Here is a 16,067-nt window from a genome sequence, read left to right on the forward strand (position 1 = left end):
CCGGCCGATCGGGGACACGACCCCTGGATCGGGCCCCGGGTAGGGTTGCCGCGTGGCGATCGTTGACGAGCTGACTTCCTACCCCGTCAAGGGCTGCGCGGGTGTTCCCGTATCCGAGGCGCTGCTGACGGAGGCGGGTCTGCGGCACGACCGCAGCTTCATGGTCATCGGCGAGGACGGAGAGTGCCGCACGCAGCGGCGCGATCCCCGGCTCGCCGTCATCCGCCCCGCCATCGACCCGGACGGCACCCGGCTCATCCTGTCGGCACCCGGCGAGGGTGAAGTGGCCATCGACGTCGACACCACCTCCGCCCGGCGCGAGGTCAAGCTGTTCCACAACCCCTTCCTCGGTATCGACCAGGGTGATGACGCCGCCACGTGGCTTTCGCGGGCGCTGGGCGCGCCGAGCAGGCTGGTGCGGGTGCCCCCGGAGCACGACCGGGTGACCGAAGGATGGATCCCCGGCACCTGTGGCTACGCCGACAGCGGCGCCGTGCACCTCGTCTCCCGGGCCAGCCTGGACGGGCTGAACCAGCGGATCGCCGAGGCGGGCGGCGCCGCGCTGCCCATGAACCGCTTCCGCCCCGGCATCGTGCTCGGCGGATGGGATGAACCCCATCGGGAGGACCGGATCCGCAGGATCGCCATCGGCGGCGCCGAGCTGGGCTTCGCCAAGCCCACCGCCCGGTGCGTCGTGACGACCGTCGATCAGATCAAGGGCGTCAAGGCGGGCCCGGAGCCACTGCGCACCCTGGCCGGCTACCGGCGCGGCCTGGGTGGCGCCACTCTGTTCGGCTGCCAGTTCTCCGTGACCCGCGCCGGAAAGCTGGCCGTGGGCGATGAGGTGGACGTCATCGAGTGGGACGGGCCGCCGCCGGGGGAGTGACCGGGTGGGACGGGCCGCCGCCGGGGGAATGACCGGGAGCGCTCAGACCGACGCGAGCACCTTGGCGAAGCTGTCCAGGAGCTGGGCGGCGCCCTCCTCGGCCTGGGCGCACCGCTCCTGCGGTGGGGCCGGCTGCCGGAGCACCACCCGGGTCCGGCCGTCGCCGAGCTCGGCGAAGGTGGCGGTCATCTCCATGACCCCCTGCGGAAGGTCCAGGGTCCACACCAGCCGCTCCTGGCCGACCACCTCGCGGTAGACGCCGCGCATCGGCATCTCGCCCCCGGGAGTGGCGATGTTCGCCTTCCAGGCGCCACCCGGCCGGACGTCGAGGGCGACGGACTCGGGGGCGGCGCCGAACCAGCGGGCGAAGTACTCCGGCTCGGTCCACACCCGCCACACCGTCTCGCGCGGTGCGTCCAGGTCCCGGGTGACGGTGATCTCGGTGTCGCTCATGCTCTCTCCTCGGTGCGCGGGAAGGTGTCGTCACCCATCAGACCGGCCCCCCGCGCGGAACTCATCGGTCCTGGCTCAGCAGCCTTCCGTCCTCCCGGCCGATCCAGTACCGGCGCAGCACATCGAGGACCACCGACACCTCGCAGGCGGTGATGCCGGGGAGCTTCGCCAGATCGTGGGTGAGCAGGTCGGCGAGGCCGTCCTCGTCCCGGAACACGCCGTGATGGATCACCGAGGAGGTGCCCGCGACGATCGAGACATAGCGCGCCGAGGGATGCCGGGCCAGCGCGTCGGCCACTTCCTGGATGGCCCCGGGGGCGGCATGCAGCTCGATCACGACCTCCAGCGCATGGCCGAGCAGCGCCGGTTCGATCTCCACACGGGGCCGTACCAGACCGCGCTGGAGGAGCGACTGGGTCAGCCGGTAGGCGGTGGACCGGCTGATGCCGAGCCCGCGCGCCACATCGGCGGCGCTCGCCCGTGCGTCCTGGCGCAGCAACTCCACGGCCCGCAGCTCGTCGTCGCTGAACTCGGTGACGGCGGTGGGCTCCGCCACCGGATCGGCGACCTGGCGCAGCGCCCGCACCTGGGCGCCGTCCAGCCGCCGCAGCCGCCAGGAGTCGGACTTCGCCGTCGCCCTGAGCACCAGTTCGGTACGGGCCGACCGCACACCGGGGACGGACGGGATCCGGGTCATCAGCAGCTCCCGGGCCCGGTCGCGCCGGGTCGCGTGCAGGGAGCAGTAGACATCGGTGCGGCCCGTGGTCGTGGCGACGAACGGTATCTCGGGCAGCTCCGACAGCCGCCGGGCCACCTGCCACGCCTGCCCCGGGGCCGTGGCCACCCAGACGTGCAGGGGGTTGCCCTCGGCCAGCATGGGCCACTCCACCTGCCCGATCACCCGCAGCAGCCTCTCCTCCCCGAGCCGGGTCAGCCGGCGGCCGACGGTGCTGGCCGAGCTGCCGAGCACCTCGGCCAGCGCGCTCAGCGGCGCCCTCGGCGCCACCTGGAGGGCGGCCACCAGATCGAGGTCGGCGTCGTCGAGTACCGGTGGTGTGGTGGGAACGGCTGCCATGGGTACGAATCTATCGTGCGATTGGTGCTCCATGCGTGAATCATTCCTGCGTTACAAGTCTTTTACTTGCCTCATTCCGTCATGCCTTCTCTAATGGACGACCACTACTGCGTCACCGACGAAGGAGTGCGGACGGTGAGTTCCAAAGACACCACGACCACACCCGACAACACGCCCGGGAAGACACCCGGCACCACACCCGGGCAAACGCCTCCCGAGGCGCCCGGGGAGTCCTCGGCGGCGCTGTCCGCACTGCTCCGGGTGCTCGGCGCCGTCGAGCGCGCGGGCAATAGACTTCCCCACCCCTTCTGGCTGTTCGCGATCCTCAGCGTCCTCCTCGCGCTGATCAGCTGGGGGCTCGCCACCGCGGACGTCTCCGCGGTCGATCCGGCCGGCGGCAAGACCGTGGCGGTGCGCAGCCTGATCTCGGTCGACGGGGTGCGGTCGATGATCAGCGACGCGATCACCAACTACGCCACCTTCCCACCGCTCGGCACGATCCTGGTCGTCATGCTCGGTGTCGCCGTCGCCGACCGGTCGGGGCTGCTCGCGGCAATGCTGCGGGCCGGTGTCGCCAAGGTCCCGGCGCGCTGGATGACCTTCGCCCTGGCCTTCACCGCGATGGTCGCCCACATCGCCTCCGACGCCGCCTATGTGGCGCTGGTCCCCCTGGGCGGGCTGGCCTTCCGGGCCGTCGGGCGCAGTCCGATCCTGGGGATCGTGGTGGCCTTCGTGGGCGTATCGGCGGGCTATGACGCCAGCCCGCTGATCACCCCCATGGACGCGGTCCTGTCCGGGCTGACCACGGCCGCCGCGCACACCGTGGACCCCGGCTATGTCGTCACCCCGCTGTCCAACTACTTCTTCTCCCTGGCCTCCTCGGTGGTGCTGGCCGCCGTGATCACCTTCGTCACCGAGAAGGTGCTGGTGAAGCGGGTGGCGGCGCTTCCACCCGAGCCCGAGGAGGCGGCCGGGGACACCACCGGGGAGACCGGGCAGACCACGGAGGTCGAGCTCACCCTGGCACCCGAGGAGCGCCGTGGGCTGCGCCACGCCACCATCGCCCTCTTCGTCTTCCTCGCGGTGGTCGTGGTGGCGATGATCCCCACCGGGTCACCGCTGCGCGGCGAGGGCGGCAGCATCGTCGAATCGCCCGTGCTCTCCGGCATCGCCGTGGTGCTCGGACTGCTCTTCGCCCTCCTCGGCGCGGTCTACGGACGTGCGGCCGGCACCGTGCGCGGCGGCCGTGACATCCCGGACTTCATGGCGCAGGGCATGCGGGATATGGCCCCCATCCTGGTGCTGTTCTTCGCCATCTCCCAGTTCCTCGCCTACTTCAAGTGGACCGGCGTCGGCCAGGTGCTCGCCATCCGCGGCGCCGATCTGCTCAAGGACCTCGGGGTCACCGGCCCGGTCGCCTTCGTCGGCATCGTGCTGGTGTGCACGGTGATCAATCTGGCGATGACCAGCGGTTCGGCCATGTGGGCGCTGGTGGCCCCGGTCTTCGTACCGATGCTGATGCTGTTGCACATCCCCCCGGAGGCCACCCAGGCCGTCTACCGCATCGCCGACTCCTGCACCAACGCCATCACCCCGATGAGCGCCTACTTCGTCATGGCGCTCGGCTTCCTCCAGCGCTACCGGCGCTCCGCCGGAATCGGCACCCTCGCCTCGCTGACCCTGCCGCTCTCCGTGGCCATGCTGGTGGCCTGGACCCTGCTCTTCTACGCCTGGTGGGCGCTGGGCATTCCACTCGGCCCCGGCGCGCCCGTCCGCTGATCCCCGGCCGCTCCCTCACCCACGCCACCTCGGGAAGGATCCCCTCGAATGACCCCCTCCGATCTTGCCGCCGCCACCGCCCGGGTGCTGCCCGAGATGATCGAAGACCTACGGACGCTGGTGGAGCTGGAGACGCCGAGCCATGACAAGCGGCTGCTGGACGCCGGGCTCGCCACGATCAGCGGCTGGCTCGTCGACCGGCTCGGCGAGCCGGACGGAAGGGAGCGCCACGACTGCGGGACGTACGGCGATGTGCTGGCCGTGACCTACCGCGGCACGGCACCCGGCACCGTGCTGCTGCTGTGCCACTACGACACGGTCTGGCCGGCCGGAACGCTCGCCGAATGGCCCTTCCAGGTCGAGGACGGCCGGGCGAGCGGACCCGGTGTCTTCGATATGAAGACGGGTCTGGTGCAGGCCGTCTGGACCCTGCGGCTGCTGCGCGAGCTGGAGCTTCCGCACCCCTCGGTGCGGCTGCTGCTCAACGGCGACGAGGAGATCGGCAGCCCCGCCTCCCGGCGCCATATCGAGCGGCTGAGCGAGGACGTCCTGGCCACGCTGGTCTTCGAGGCATCGCTGGACGGGGCGCTCAAGACCTCCCGCAAGGGCGTCGGGCTGTTCGATGTGACCGCCTACGGCATCGAATCGCATGCGGGACTCGACCCGTTCGCGGGCGCGAGCGCCATCCACGCGCTGGCCGAGGTCGTCCCGCAGATCGCCGCACTCAGCGCCCCGGAGCGCGGAACCACGGTGAACGTGGGGCTGATCAGCGGCGGCACCGGGCGCAATGTGATCGCCGCACAGGCGAGCTGCGGTATCGACATCCGGATCGCCGAACCGGAGGAGATGAAGCGGATCGACACCGCGCTGCACGCCCTCGCCCCCTCCGACCAGCGGGTGCGGCTGACCGTCACCGGTGAGTGGAACCGCCCGCCGATGGTCCCCAATGGTCCGTCCCGCCGACTGTTCGAGCAGGCCCACGCGGTCGCCGCGGAACACGGCTGGGAGCTGGCGGAGACCGCGGTCGGCGGGGCCAGCGACGGCAACTTCGTCTCCGCGCTCGGCCGTCCGGTCCTCGACGGGCTCGGTGCCCTCGGCTCCGGCGCCCACGCCCGCCATGAGCACACGGTGCTCGCCCCGATCCCGGCCCGTACCGCGCTCGCCATCGGTCTGCTGCGGGCGCTGGCGGCGGACGTCTCGTAACGGCCGACGCCGACGGCCGGACGGCCGGAAACCCGTGGGCCGCCGCCGTGTCCGGACACGGCGGCGGCCCACGGTGGCACCGGCGCGGCCGCGGTGTGCGGGCCGGTGCACGGGAGGCAGGTCAGGAGATGAGGAAATCGGCCTCGCCCGCCTTGGCGCCCTCGATGAACGCCATGATCTCGTTGCGGGTGTAGATCAGCGCCGGACCGTCCGGATCGGTCGACTGACGGATCGCGACCCGGCCGTCGTCCAGCCGCATGGCCTCGACGCAGTTGCCGCCGTTGCCACCGCTCCACGGCTTGTGCCAGCCCTCGCTGCCGAGGTCGCTCGCGCGCATGCCGTTGTGAATGCGATCCATTCCGATCAGAGCTCCTTGCGGAAATCACGGAGGATTTCCTTTGTGCGTCGTGCGGTTGCCGCCTGGGCCGCCATGCGGTCCAGGGCCTCCAGATGGGAGGCCACCTCGATGCGCTCATCCAGGTAGACGGCGCCGGTCAGGTACTCGACGTAGACCATGTCCGGCAGTTCGGTAACAGCGAAGCGGAAGAGGACGAAGGGCCCATAGGTGCCCGGATGGTGTCCGGAGGTGAACTCCGAGATCTGCAACGTGATGTGCGGCATCTCGACGGACTCCAGCAGCCGGTCGATCTGGTCGCGCATCACCGCCGCCGAACCCACTTGGCGGCGCAGTACCGTCTCGTCCATCACCACCCACAGACGGGGCGCGTCCCGCCGGGTGAGCAGCGCCTGCCGCTCCATGCGCAGCGCCACATGGCGCTCCGCCTGCCGGGGGGCGGACTGGCCGACCGCCCCGGTCTGCATGACCGCGTGGGCGTACTCCTCGGTCTGGAGCAGTCCGGGGACGAAATGCGGCTCGTACGCCCGGATCATCTCGGCCGCGCCCTCCAGGCTGACGTGCACGCTGAACCAGTCCGGGAGGATGTCGTGGAACCGCTGCCACCAGCCGGGCTTGTTGGCCTCCTCGGTCAGGGTGATGAAGGAATCGAGCTCCTCGCCGGTGATCCCGTAGCTGTCCAACAGCATCTGCACATACGGAACCTTCAGCGCGACCTCGGCGGTCTCCATGCGGCGGACGGTGGCGGGCGCGACCCGCAGCACTCTGGCCGCCTCGTCCCGCTTGAACCCGGCCTTTTCCCGCAGATCCTGCAGCCTCTTGCCGAGGACGACCTGACCCACGGTCGGGGCCGACCGCGGTTCGCTCACCTGAATCCCTCCCTGACCTCCCCAACGCTGATGTTCGCAGTGTGCCATGGCCAGTGCGGAACGGGCACATTGCACTTACGACTCTGCATTGTTCAGAGTGCCGCTTGCCAAGTGTGCGCGGCGGTGCGCATAGTTGCGTCATGATCCCGTTACCGCGTTCTGCCGCGGCGACCGCAGGCGCGAGCGGCCCGACCTTTGTGAAGTGCCCCTAGATGACGTACGCCTTCGCCGGTGCGCTGACCGGCCTCGTCCGCGGCCGGTTCGGCCGGCGCGGATTCCGTCCGGCGTCCGGACGCCACCGCCTTCAGCTGCCGCCGGCGCTGCGGACGGACCGGGCCTACGACGCGGTGGGGATCGCCGAGCGGCACGGCCCCGGAGTCATGGCCCTGCTGCCCCGGGCGGGATGTGTCCTCGCCCGCGCCGGGCGCTGGTGGTGGATCGTGCCGCCGCAGTCGGACATCGGGGTCAACTGGCCCGCACCGGCCGTCTACGCGGTCGGTGCCGTGGTGACCGGCCCGCCCGGGTGGCGGACCGGTCCCACCGGGCCCAAGGAGCCCGGTGTGGTGCACTGGCCGGGCGACGGAGAGCCGTACACCCATCCCCTGCTGCTGCATATCGCGGTCTGCGCGGCGGCCGGGGTCTCCCCGGTCTGGCCGTGCGACGAAGGGCTGCCACGGTCATGACCTCGGCCCGGTCATGACATCGAGTTGTCCTGGAGATACGCCGCGGGGCGCGGATAGCGCTGCAGCGCCGGAGTCTGCCCGGTCGGGTCGTCCTCCTGCTCGCTGAGGGGCACCACCGGGGCCGCGGCCGCGGCCTTCAGCTCGGCGGGGTCGTAGGTCATGGCCTGCGTCCGCTCCACCGGCGACGGCTCGGGCACACCGCCGTCGCGCTGACCGTAGACCGGGATCTGGTCGACCGTCGTCTCCTCGGGCCGGAACAAGTTGTACGCGGGCGCCGCCCCCTGCCCCTGGGCGCCCTGGACCTGGGCGCCCTGGACCTGAACCATCGGGATCTGGCCGGTCTGTGCCTGGGCGCCCTGGTACTGCGCGCTCTGCGGCTGTGGCGCCATCTGCATGAACGGCGCCTGGCCCTGCGGTGCTTGACCCTGCGGCGCCTGGCTCTGGGCCGGTTGTAACTGCGGTGCCTGGAACTGCTGCGCCGGTGCCTGCTGCGGGATCAGCGGCTGCGCGGCCTGGGCCATCTGGGGCTGGGCCATCTGGGGCTGCGGCAGCGCCGCCGGGGCCTGGTACAGGGGCGTCTGGGCCGGAGGAGTGGCGACATACGCGGGCGACAGCTCCGCGAGCGGCTGCTGCTGGGCGTACCCCGTCGAGGCGCCCGCGAAGGACGCCTGCCCGTACAGATCGCCGGAGACGCCCTGCGGGGCAGGAAGGGCGGCCGCGGAGTACATCGGCTGGGGCTCCTGCGCCATGGGCGCCGCGGGCAGCTGGGGCGGCTGCTGGTAGGAGTAGTCCAGCGACGGCGCTTGCGCGGCGGATCCCCAGGACCCCGACGCTCCCGAGTACCCCGCGTACCCCGAAGACACCGAAGGCTGCTGCTCCCAGCTCACCTGCGGGGCGTAGAAGGACGTCCCGTACAGCACCGTGCTCAGCCCGGTCAGCAGTCGCTGCACATCGGGCTGGGAGCGCACCACCAGCCGCATGAACTGGCTGCTGCTGCCCAGCTTGTTGCCGCATTCGCGCACCAGCACACCGTGCTGGGAGAGCAGTTGGTCCCGGACCCAGCCGCCGTCCGTTCCGGCCGGCAGCTTGACGAAGACGAAGTTGCCCTGGGAGGGGTAGACCGTCATCCCGGGCAGCCCGGCCAACTGGCTGGTCATCTGCTGCCGGTCGCGGCTGAGCATGCGCAGGCTGTCCACGTACTCCTGCCGGTACCGCTTCAGCATGAAGACGATGACCTCGGCGAAGGAGTTGAGGTTCCACTTCGGCAGCCGGGAGCGGATCTGCACGGCGAGCGAGGGATTGGCGACCAGATAGCCGAAGCGCACACCGTGCAGTCCGAAGTTCTTGCCGAGGCTGCGCAGCACGATCACATTCGGGCGCAGGATGGCCTCGTCGACGACGCTCGGATACGCCTCGGCGTCCGCGAACTCCAGGAAGGACTCGTCGATCACGATCAGGTCGAGGTCGGCCAGGGCGTCCATGATGCCGATGAGGGCCTGGCGGGACACCAGCCCGCCGTCGGGGTTGTTGGGGTTGCAGATCACGGCGACCCGAGAGCCCCGGGAGCGTACGAAGTTGACGAAGGCGTTCGGGTCGAGTGCGAATCCGCTCATTTCCGGAAGCTGGAACAAGTCGACCCGTTTGCCGGTCTCCATCGGCTGGTCGGTCCAGCGGCCGAAGGTGGGAATCGGCACCGCCAGGCTTTCCTTCACCAGCAGGTGGTCGATCCAGGTGATGAGCTCGGTCGAGCCATTGCCCATCGCCATGGTCTGCGGCTGCAGCCCGAGCACATCGGCCAGTTCGGCGGTGATGGTCTCGGCGGAGCTCGGGTAGTAGGTGAGGATGTCCCGCAGCCTGACCGCCATCACGGCGAACATGGCGGGGGTGGGGAAGTAGGGATTGCAGGGGATGCAGAAGTCCACGAGCTCCTGTCCGCCACCCGTGACCCCGGCGCGGTTGAGCGCGAAGAACGACGGGCTGTGGGCGGTGCCACGGAAAAGTTCCATGGCATCACCGGTATTGCCGACTGCGGCAACAGTCACGGCGGGACCTCCTCGGTCGCATGGGTCGCGTCGACGCGCTGACACGGCCGTTGCGGCTCGTCCCTCGAGCCTGACGCATGATCCCTCGAAGCCGGGCCGGGCGAGGATTTTCGTGGGGTTTGTGAAAACTTCGGGGACATGTGCGCCCGTATCGAATAGAATTCCGCCTCTTGCCCCTTGAGAATGCCGGTATGGCTCAGACCGTATCCTCCGGCGGGTGTTCGCCATCGGCCTCCGCGGTGCGGTGCTGTTCCGCTACCCAGACCGCCACCTGCGCACGCGAGGTGAAACCCAGCTTGCTCAAAATGTGCTCAATATGGCCCTCGGCCGTGCGCTGGGCGATGATCAGGGACGAGGCGATCTCCTTGTTGCTGAGCCCCTGCGCGACCAGTCGCGCGATTTCGGACTCCCGGGGCGTCAGCGGCGACGGCCGCCCGCCCACCGCCGTCTCCTCGCTGGGCAGTTCGTCCTCGAGCGCGTACACCAGTGCCTCGGCGTAGGACAGCCGGGCGCCCCGTTTGAACGCCGTGTTGAAGGCCGCTTTGCCCAGGGCCCGCCGCACCGTGGCTTCGCACTCCTCGTGGTAGTGGACGAGATGCCCGTAGCCGGAGTGCGGGGCGCCGATGGCGTGCCAGATGGTCCGCAGGGCGCCGAGCAGCCCGGCCGCCCGCGTATGGTCCCGGTCGGTGGCCGCGATCCAGGCCAGCACCTCCAGATTGACCGCGACACCCAGCGGATCGTCCAGCGAGCGGTTGAACGTGAGGCTGTCCTTCTCCAGGGCGGCCGCCCTGGCGGTGTCGCCCTGGCGCCAGACGTCCATGCCGAGCGCCATCATCGTGTAGGCCCGGTGCCAGCCCTCCCCGTACGCGTCGCACACCGCCAGCGACTCCTCGCCCAGGGCGATCGCGCGTGGTGAGTCGCCGATGAAGGAGTGGGCGAGCGAGAGCCGGATGAGCGCCAGGGCCAGCCCCACCGGATCGCCGGTCGCGCGATGGCGGGTCACGGCCTCCTCGTAGAGCGCGATCGCGGATCGGGTCTCGCCCCGGTACATGGCGACCATGCCGGAGTAGAGCGCGGTGTAGGCGAGCACCGGGTCCAGGCCCAGCCGGGTCCCGATGGACCGGCTCTCCTCGAGCATGGCCGCGGCGGCATCGGTGTCCGACTGGATGACGGCCAGCCAGCTGTCGGTCCACAGGGCCCGCGCCCGTGCCCCGGTCGGTTCGGTGCACAGCGCCAGGCCCCGGTCCAGCCAGCGGCGGCCCTCGCCGAGGTAGTAGCTGGTGATCCAGTGGTAGAGCAGATCGGACGCCATCTCCAGACCGCGGCCGGTCTGCCCTGGCTCGGCCAGGCAGCCCTCCAGCGCGGTGCGCAGATTGGCGTGCTCCAGCTGGAGCCGGGCGAACCACTGCACCTGGGCCGGTCCGAAGAGCGCCGCCCGCGCGTCCGCGGCGAGCCCGCGGTAGTAGTCGCGATGGCGCTCCAGCCGTACGGCCTCCTCCCCGGCGGCGGCCAGCCGCTCACGGCCGTAACCGCGCAGTGTGTCCAGCATCCGGTAGCGCACCGTCGTCCGGTGCTCCTCTCTGAGCAGTACCGACTTGTCCACCAGCTCGGTCACCAGGTCCAGGATCTCCTCGCGGTCGATGCCCTCGCCCGAGCAGACCGCCTCGGCCGCGTCCAGGTCCAGGCTTCCGGCGAACACCGAGACCCGGGCCCACAGCAGCCGCTCCCGCTCGGTGCACAGCTCATAGCTCCAGTCGATCAGCGCCCGCAGCGTCTGATGGCGGGGGAGGACCGTCCGGGAGCCGGTGGTCAGCAGCCGGAACCGGTCGTCGAGCCGGTCCAGCAGCTGCTGGACGGACAGGGCGCGCAGCCGTACGACCGCGATCTCGATGCCCAGCGGGATGCCGTCGAGCCGGCGGCAGATCAGCTCGATGGCGTCGCGGTTGTCCTCGGTGAGCTGGAATCCGGGCACGATGGCCGCCGCCCGCTCGGTGAACAGCCGTATCGCGTCGCACCGCGCGAGGGTGGCGAGGGTGGGCCGTGGACCTTCGAGGTCCGGCAGCCCGAGGGTGGGGACGGCCAGGCTCTGCTCACCGGCCGTGCCCAGCGCCTGACGGCTGGTGGCCAGCAGCCGCAGCCGGGGCGCCGCGCGCAGCAGCCGGTCGGCGAGCCGGGCGCACTCCTCCAGGAGGTGTTCGCAGTTGTCGAGGACGATCAGTGCCTGCCGGTCCCGCAGATGGTCGACGAGGACGTCAAGCGCCGGGCGGGGGGAGTGGTCCCGTATCTCCAGTGCTTCGGTGACGCCCTGGGCGAGCATCGCGGGGTTGTCCAGCTCGGCGAGTTCGGCCAGCCAGACGCCGTCGGGGAAGGCCCGGCGCGCCTCGTCCGCCACCCGCAGCGCCAGCCGAGTCTTGCCCACTCCGCCGACGCCGGTGAGGGTGACCAGGCGAGACGCGGACAGCATCTCCTTGACCTCGGCCGCCTCATGCCGACGTCCCACAAAACTCGTCACCTCGGCCGGCAGCCTGACTGTCTGCCGTCCGGTCGGGGTGCTCGTCGCCACCGCACCCATCGATGCCTCACACCGGGCTCGGGTGGACGGGCAGACGCCCGAGGGACCCGAGGCCCTGTTCCCAGGCTATGCCCGGGCCGCGAGCCACCGCACGCACTTCGGGCGGGCGGTCTGCCTGCCGGGGCGGTGTTTCACCGAGGGTGACCGGTGGTCGGCCGTCCGTGACCTCCCCGGGGGCCGGGGGCGGGTTCGGGTACCGATGCGGGGAGATCTCCCCTCGTCGCGCACCGCCGCGCCGACCCACCATGGTGACCTCGGATACGAGTTCCGCCAGCCCATGGCGGAAGATCGAAGGTTCGGACCATGTGCCTCCATCAACCTCCCTGTCCGTCGGCCGACGCATCGGATCATGATTCGGCGCGTCTGGTGGCCACCCACCCCGAGCAGGGGTGGAGCCTGCTCTGCAACGGAGTGGTGATCTTCGCGGACGCGGGTGAACTCCTTCCCGACGGGCGTGCCATCCCCGCCCCCCGGACCAGCCCCGACCAGTCGACATGAACGCGACCACTCCCACCATCTCGCGTGGCGCCCCGGTGAGCACCGAGCGCCGGCCCGAGGCCGCCCGGCCTCCCGCCACCCGTGGCGGGACGTCATGGCTGCTGCCCTCCGAGCCCTCGTCGGTGCCCAGGGCCCGGCGGCTGGCCATCGCCCAGCTCGGGGTATGGGGGCTGCACGACTTCTCCGACGACGCCGAGCTGCTCGTCAGCGAGCTGGTGACCAATGCCCTGCGGCACGCGGGCGGACCGATCCGCCTGACGCTCTCCTTGTGCTCCGTCGACCGCGCTTTCCGGTGCGAGGTGGCGGACGAGCACCCCGGGGAGCTCCGGGTGCGCCGCACATGCGGCGATGACGAAGGCGGCCGCGGACTCCATCTGCTGGACCTGCTCTCCCGCTGCTGGGGCTCCACCTGCACGGCGGCGGGCAAGGTCGTCTGGTTCGAGCTCCACCCGCCTGCCGTCGCCCTGGAAGCCGCCCTGGAAGAAGCGCACATGACCCCGTGAACGTGAGCCGACGAAAGGAGATGCCATAGACGACTTCATGCCTCGTACCCACACAGTGATACCGAAGGGCCCGGGGGCGGAATGGTGATCGCCCTCACCACGCCTTCCGTCTCCGGGCTTCACTGAATCGATATTGATCGTCGTCACAGCGGTCGTGTAGCCTCCTGACCGCGGCATTAGCAAACTTTTCCGGAAGATTGTTCGCGTTTTGTGGCTCTAGGAGGCTGCGTGGTGGACCGGAAAATCGATTCCGGTTTACCCGGCGAGCTTGTCGGGCGCGCTGCCGAACTCGCGGCGCTGACCGCCCACGCGGAGGCCGCCCACAACGGCCGTTCCGGTCTGGTGGTCCTGTCGGGCCCGGCCGGAATCGGCAAGACCAGCCTGCTGCGCGCCTTCCTCGACAGCGACGTCTGCCGGAAGATGACCGTTCTGCACGGCACCTGCGGTCAGGTGGTGGCCGGCGCCGGCTACAGCGGAGTGCGTGCCCTCTTCGGGGGACTCGGGCTCTCGGCCGAGGACGCCCAGGACTCCCCGCTGCTGCGCGGCAGCGCCCGCCGCGCTCTTCCCGCGCTCAGCCCCCACCCGGGCGAGGAGGGACCGCCCACGGCGGCCTCCGTCTACCCGGTGCTGCACGGCCTGTACTGGCTTGCGGCCAACCTGATGACCCAGGGCCCGCTCGTGCTGGTCCTGGACGATGTGCACTGGTGCGACGAGCGGTCCCTGCGCTGGATCGACTTCCTGCTGCGCCGGGCCGACGAGCTGCCGCTGCTGGTGGTGCTCGCCCAGCGCACCGAGGAGGAGCCGGTCGCCCCCGCGACCCTGGCGGACGTCCTCGCCCAGCCCCGCTCCTCGGTGATCCGCCTCGACCCGCTGACCGACACCGAAGTGGCCGAAATGGCCCGCCAGGTCTTCGCGGCCCCCGTCGCGCACTCCTTCGCCGGGCGCGCCGCCGCCGTCTGCGGCGGCAATCCGCTGACCGTCACCCGGCTGTTGCGCGAGCTGCGGGCCAAGGGCGTCTCACCCGACGAGACCGGCCTGCGCGAGATCGCCGAGGTCGGGCAGTACGTGGTCGCCCTCTCCGTGCGCGCCCTCTTCGACGCCCGGCCCGACTGGGTCCGGGAGGTGGCCACCGCCATCGCGGTGCTCGGCGAGGAGGACGTGGAGCACGTCGGCGCGCTGGCCGGGGTGACCGCGGCCCGTGTCGCGGAGGCCGTGGAGCTGCTGCGCGGGGCCGAGGTGATGGCGCCGGACCGGGCGGACCTGGCCCATGACGTGGTGCGCTCCGCGGTTCTGGAAGCCGCCGGGGAGGGGCCGCTGGCCGAGCTGCGTGCCCGGGCGGCACTGCTGCTGAGCGATGCCGGACGGCCCGCCGAGGAGGTCGCCAACCAGGTGCTGCTGGTGCCCGGCACCCCCCAGCCGTGGATGGGCTGGGTGCTGCGGGAGGCCGCCGTCCAGGCCGAGCACCGAGGTGCCCCGGAGGCCGCCGCCCGCTATCTCTACCGCGTCCTGGAGGCGGAGCCGGACAGCCTGTCGGCCCATGTCCCGCTCGCCAAGGCGCTCGCGGAGATCAATCCCGCCGAGGCCATCCGCCTGCTCAGGCGCGCGCTCACCCTGGCCACCGACGTCCGGACCAAGGCGCCCGTCGCCGTGCAGTTCGGCCTCACCTGCCTCACCGTCCAGCAGTCACCGACCGCCGTCCGGGTGCTCAGCGAGGTGCTCGACGAGCTCGAGGCCGAGCTGGGGCCCGACCCCGATCCGCGCGACCGTGAGCTGCGCACCCTCGTCCAATCGGCGCTGCTGATCAGCGGATCCGACGAGAAGGCCACGATCCATACGGTCCGGGAGCGCTTCGCGCGGATTCCCGAACCCTCCGGGGACACCCCCGCCCAGCGGCAGATGCTCGCCATGATGACGGTCCTGTCCGCGATGGAGGGCCGCTCGGTGCGGCGGACCGTGGAACAGGCCCACCGCGCGCTGAGCTCCTCGGACCGGCTCGACAACTGGTCGCTGCTCTTCTCCGCGTTCACCCTGGGCCTGGCCGACGAGGTCGAGGGGGCGATGGAGGCGCTGGACCACGCGCTGCGCCAGGGCCAGGACAACGCCGCGGTGTGGTCGTATGTGATCACCCTGTCCTACCGCGCCATGCTGCTGCACGGCTTCGGCGCGATCCCCGACGCGCTCGCCGACGCCCAGACCGCCGTCGAGATCATCGGCGAGGAGCGCTGGAGCGGCAATGTGACCATGCCCCAGACCGCGCTGGCGACGATCCTGATCGACCGGGGCGAACCGGAGCGGGCCGAGGAGCTGCTGGCCGCCGTCACCCGGCCGAACCTGGACGGGTTCGTCATGGAGTACCACTGGTATCTCATGGCCCGCGCCCGGGCCCGCTGGGCGCTCGGCGACGGCGCCACCGCGCTGCGGCTGCTGCTCGACTGCGGCGCCTCGCTGGAGGATTCCGGTTTCGCCAACCCGGCGTTCGTGCCCTGGTGGACCGAGGCGGCCTGTGTGCTCGCGGCGGAGAAGCGGGCGGACGAGGCGCGGGACCTGGTCGAGCACGGCGCCGAGCTGGCCCGCCGCTGGAGCACCCCGCGCGCCTTCGGGCTCGCCGCCCTCGCCCGCGGGGTGACCACCCCCGGCGAGGAGGGCATCGCGCATCTCACCGAGGCGGTCGAGCACCTCTCCGGGTCGCCCGCCCGCGCCGAGCACGCCCGGGCCGAGTTCCTGCTCGGCGGGGCGCTGTTGGACATCGGGCGGCCGCGCGACGCCCGGGAGCGGCTGCGCTCGGCCGTCGACCTCGCGCAGGGCTGCGGCGCGCTCGCGCTCGCCAAGGACGCCCGTAACCGGCTGGTCGCCGCGGGCGGCCGGATGCGTGAGATCACCGCCTCACCGGTCGACCTGCTCACCGGCACCGAGCGCAAAGTGGCCCAAATGGCCTCACTCGGGGCGGGTAACCGTGAGATCGCCGAGTCGCTGTTCGTCACCGTACGCACCGTCGAGACCCATCTCACCAGCGTCTACCGGAAGCTGAGTGTCGGTCAGCGCGGCGAGCTGGCCTCGGTGCTGAACACCCCGAGCCTTCCCGACCCACAGGCACCGGCGTGGGTCTTCGCCTCCCGCGGCCGACGCTGACGGGCAGGCGGGGCCGGGTG

13 protein-coding genes are annotated in these 16,067 nt (G+C 71.2%); 7 read left to right on the forward strand and 6 right to left on the reverse strand.

Translation table 11 applies throughout. From position 1 onward, the window contains the following. The first annotated feature begins 52 nt into the window (after window positions 1–52). Entirely contained in the window at window positions 53–886 is an 834-nt protein-coding gene (locus CGL27_RS45370; protein WP_119993484.1) for an MOSC N-terminal beta barrel domain-containing protein, read from the forward strand. A 42-nt stretch (window positions 887–928) separates the two neighbouring features. Here CGL27_RS45370 and CGL27_RS45375 read toward each other — a convergent pair whose 3' ends face one another. Beyond that, window positions 929–1,339, reverse strand: a complete 411-nt coding sequence (locus tag CGL27_RS45375; protein WP_119993486.1) for an SRPBCC domain-containing protein — start codon at window positions 1,337–1,339, stop codon at window positions 929–931. Window positions 1,340–1,400: 61 nt separating this feature from the next. Continuing rightward, window positions 1,401–2,414, reverse strand: coding sequence for an Lrp/AsnC family transcriptional regulator (locus CGL27_RS45380; protein WP_119993488.1), 1,014 nt, complete (start codon window positions 2,412–2,414; stop codon window positions 1,401–1,403). 135 nt (window positions 2,415–2,549) lie between these two features. Here CGL27_RS45380 and CGL27_RS45385 point away from each other — a divergent pair, with 135 nt between their 5' ends. Both CGL27_RS45385 and CGL27_RS45390 read left to right on the forward strand, forming a co-directional pair. Beyond that, window positions 2,550–4,193 (forward strand): AbgT family transporter, encoded by a 1,644-nt coding sequence (locus CGL27_RS45385; RefSeq protein ID WP_240450862.1) that lies wholly within the window; start codon window positions 2,550–2,552, stop codon window positions 4,191–4,193. A gap of 48 nt (window positions 4,194–4,241) precedes the next feature. After that, entirely contained in the window at window positions 4,242–5,396 is a 1,155-nt protein-coding gene (locus tag CGL27_RS45390) for a M20 family metallopeptidase (protein ID WP_119993489.1), read from the forward strand. 121 nt (window positions 5,397–5,517) lie between these two features. On the opposite strand, the gene CGL27_RS45395 is transcribed toward CGL27_RS45390, so the two are convergent. Both CGL27_RS45395 and CGL27_RS45400 read right to left on the reverse strand, forming a co-directional pair. After that, complete coding sequence (locus tag CGL27_RS45395) at window positions 5,518–5,754, reverse strand: DUF397 domain-containing protein (protein WP_014057208.1); 237 nt, start codon at window positions 5,752–5,754, stop codon at window positions 5,518–5,520. 5 nt (window positions 5,755–5,759) lie between these two features. Further along, on the reverse strand, window positions 5,760–6,620 hold the full coding sequence (locus CGL27_RS45400; RefSeq protein ID WP_078646019.1) for a helix-turn-helix transcriptional regulator: 861 nt from the start codon (window positions 6,618–6,620) through the stop codon (window positions 5,760–5,762). Between the two features lie 212 nt (window positions 6,621–6,832). Here CGL27_RS45400 and CGL27_RS45405 point away from each other — a divergent pair, with 212 nt between their 5' ends. After that, window positions 6,833–7,303, forward strand: a complete 471-nt coding sequence (locus CGL27_RS45405) for a hypothetical protein (protein ID WP_119993491.1) — start codon at window positions 6,833–6,835, stop codon at window positions 7,301–7,303. An 11-nt stretch (window positions 7,304–7,314) separates the two neighbouring features. Here the strand turns inward: CGL27_RS45405 and CGL27_RS45410 are convergent, their stop codons facing one another. Both CGL27_RS45410 and CGL27_RS45415 read right to left on the reverse strand, forming a co-directional pair. Next, complete coding sequence (locus tag CGL27_RS45410) at window positions 7,315–9,309, reverse strand: aminotransferase class I/II-fold pyridoxal phosphate-dependent enzyme (protein WP_119993492.1); 1,995 nt, start codon at window positions 9,307–9,309, stop codon at window positions 7,315–7,317. A 232-nt stretch (window positions 9,310–9,541) separates the two neighbouring features. After that, window positions 9,542–11,845 carry a LuxR C-terminal-related transcriptional regulator gene (locus tag CGL27_RS45415; RefSeq protein WP_240450863.1) on the reverse strand — a complete coding sequence of 768 codons (2,304 nt, stop codon included), beginning with the start codon at window positions 11,843–11,845 and terminating at the stop codon, window positions 9,542–9,544. Between the two features lie 375 nt (window positions 11,846–12,220). On the opposite strand from CGL27_RS45415, the gene CGL27_RS45420 reads away from it, so the two are divergent. From CGL27_RS45420 to CGL27_RS45430, 3 genes are all read left to right on the forward strand, one after another. Beyond that, the gene (locus tag CGL27_RS45420; RefSeq protein WP_078646023.1) at window positions 12,221–12,415 is read left to right on the forward strand and encodes a DUF5999 family protein; all 195 of its coding nucleotides are present in this window, start codon (window positions 12,221–12,223) and stop codon (window positions 12,413–12,415) included. Further along, window positions 12,412–12,918, forward strand: a complete 507-nt coding sequence (locus CGL27_RS45425; protein ID WP_078646024.1) for an ATP-binding protein — start codon at window positions 12,412–12,414, stop codon at window positions 12,916–12,918. The genes CGL27_RS45420 and CGL27_RS45425 overlap by 4 nt, the downstream gene beginning before the upstream one ends. A gap of 228 nt (window positions 12,919–13,146) precedes the next feature. Beyond that, on the forward strand, window positions 13,147–16,047 hold the full coding sequence (locus tag CGL27_RS45430) for an AAA family ATPase (RefSeq protein WP_119993496.1): 2,901 nt from the start codon (window positions 13,147–13,149) through the stop codon (window positions 16,045–16,047). Window positions 16,048–16,067 lie beyond the last annotated feature (20 nt).

It is taken from the genome of Streptomyces sp. 11-1-2 (genome assembly GCF_003595545.1).
Classification (GTDB): Bacteria; Actinomycetota; Actinomycetes; order Streptomycetales; family Streptomycetaceae; genus Streptomyces; species Streptomyces hygroscopicus_B.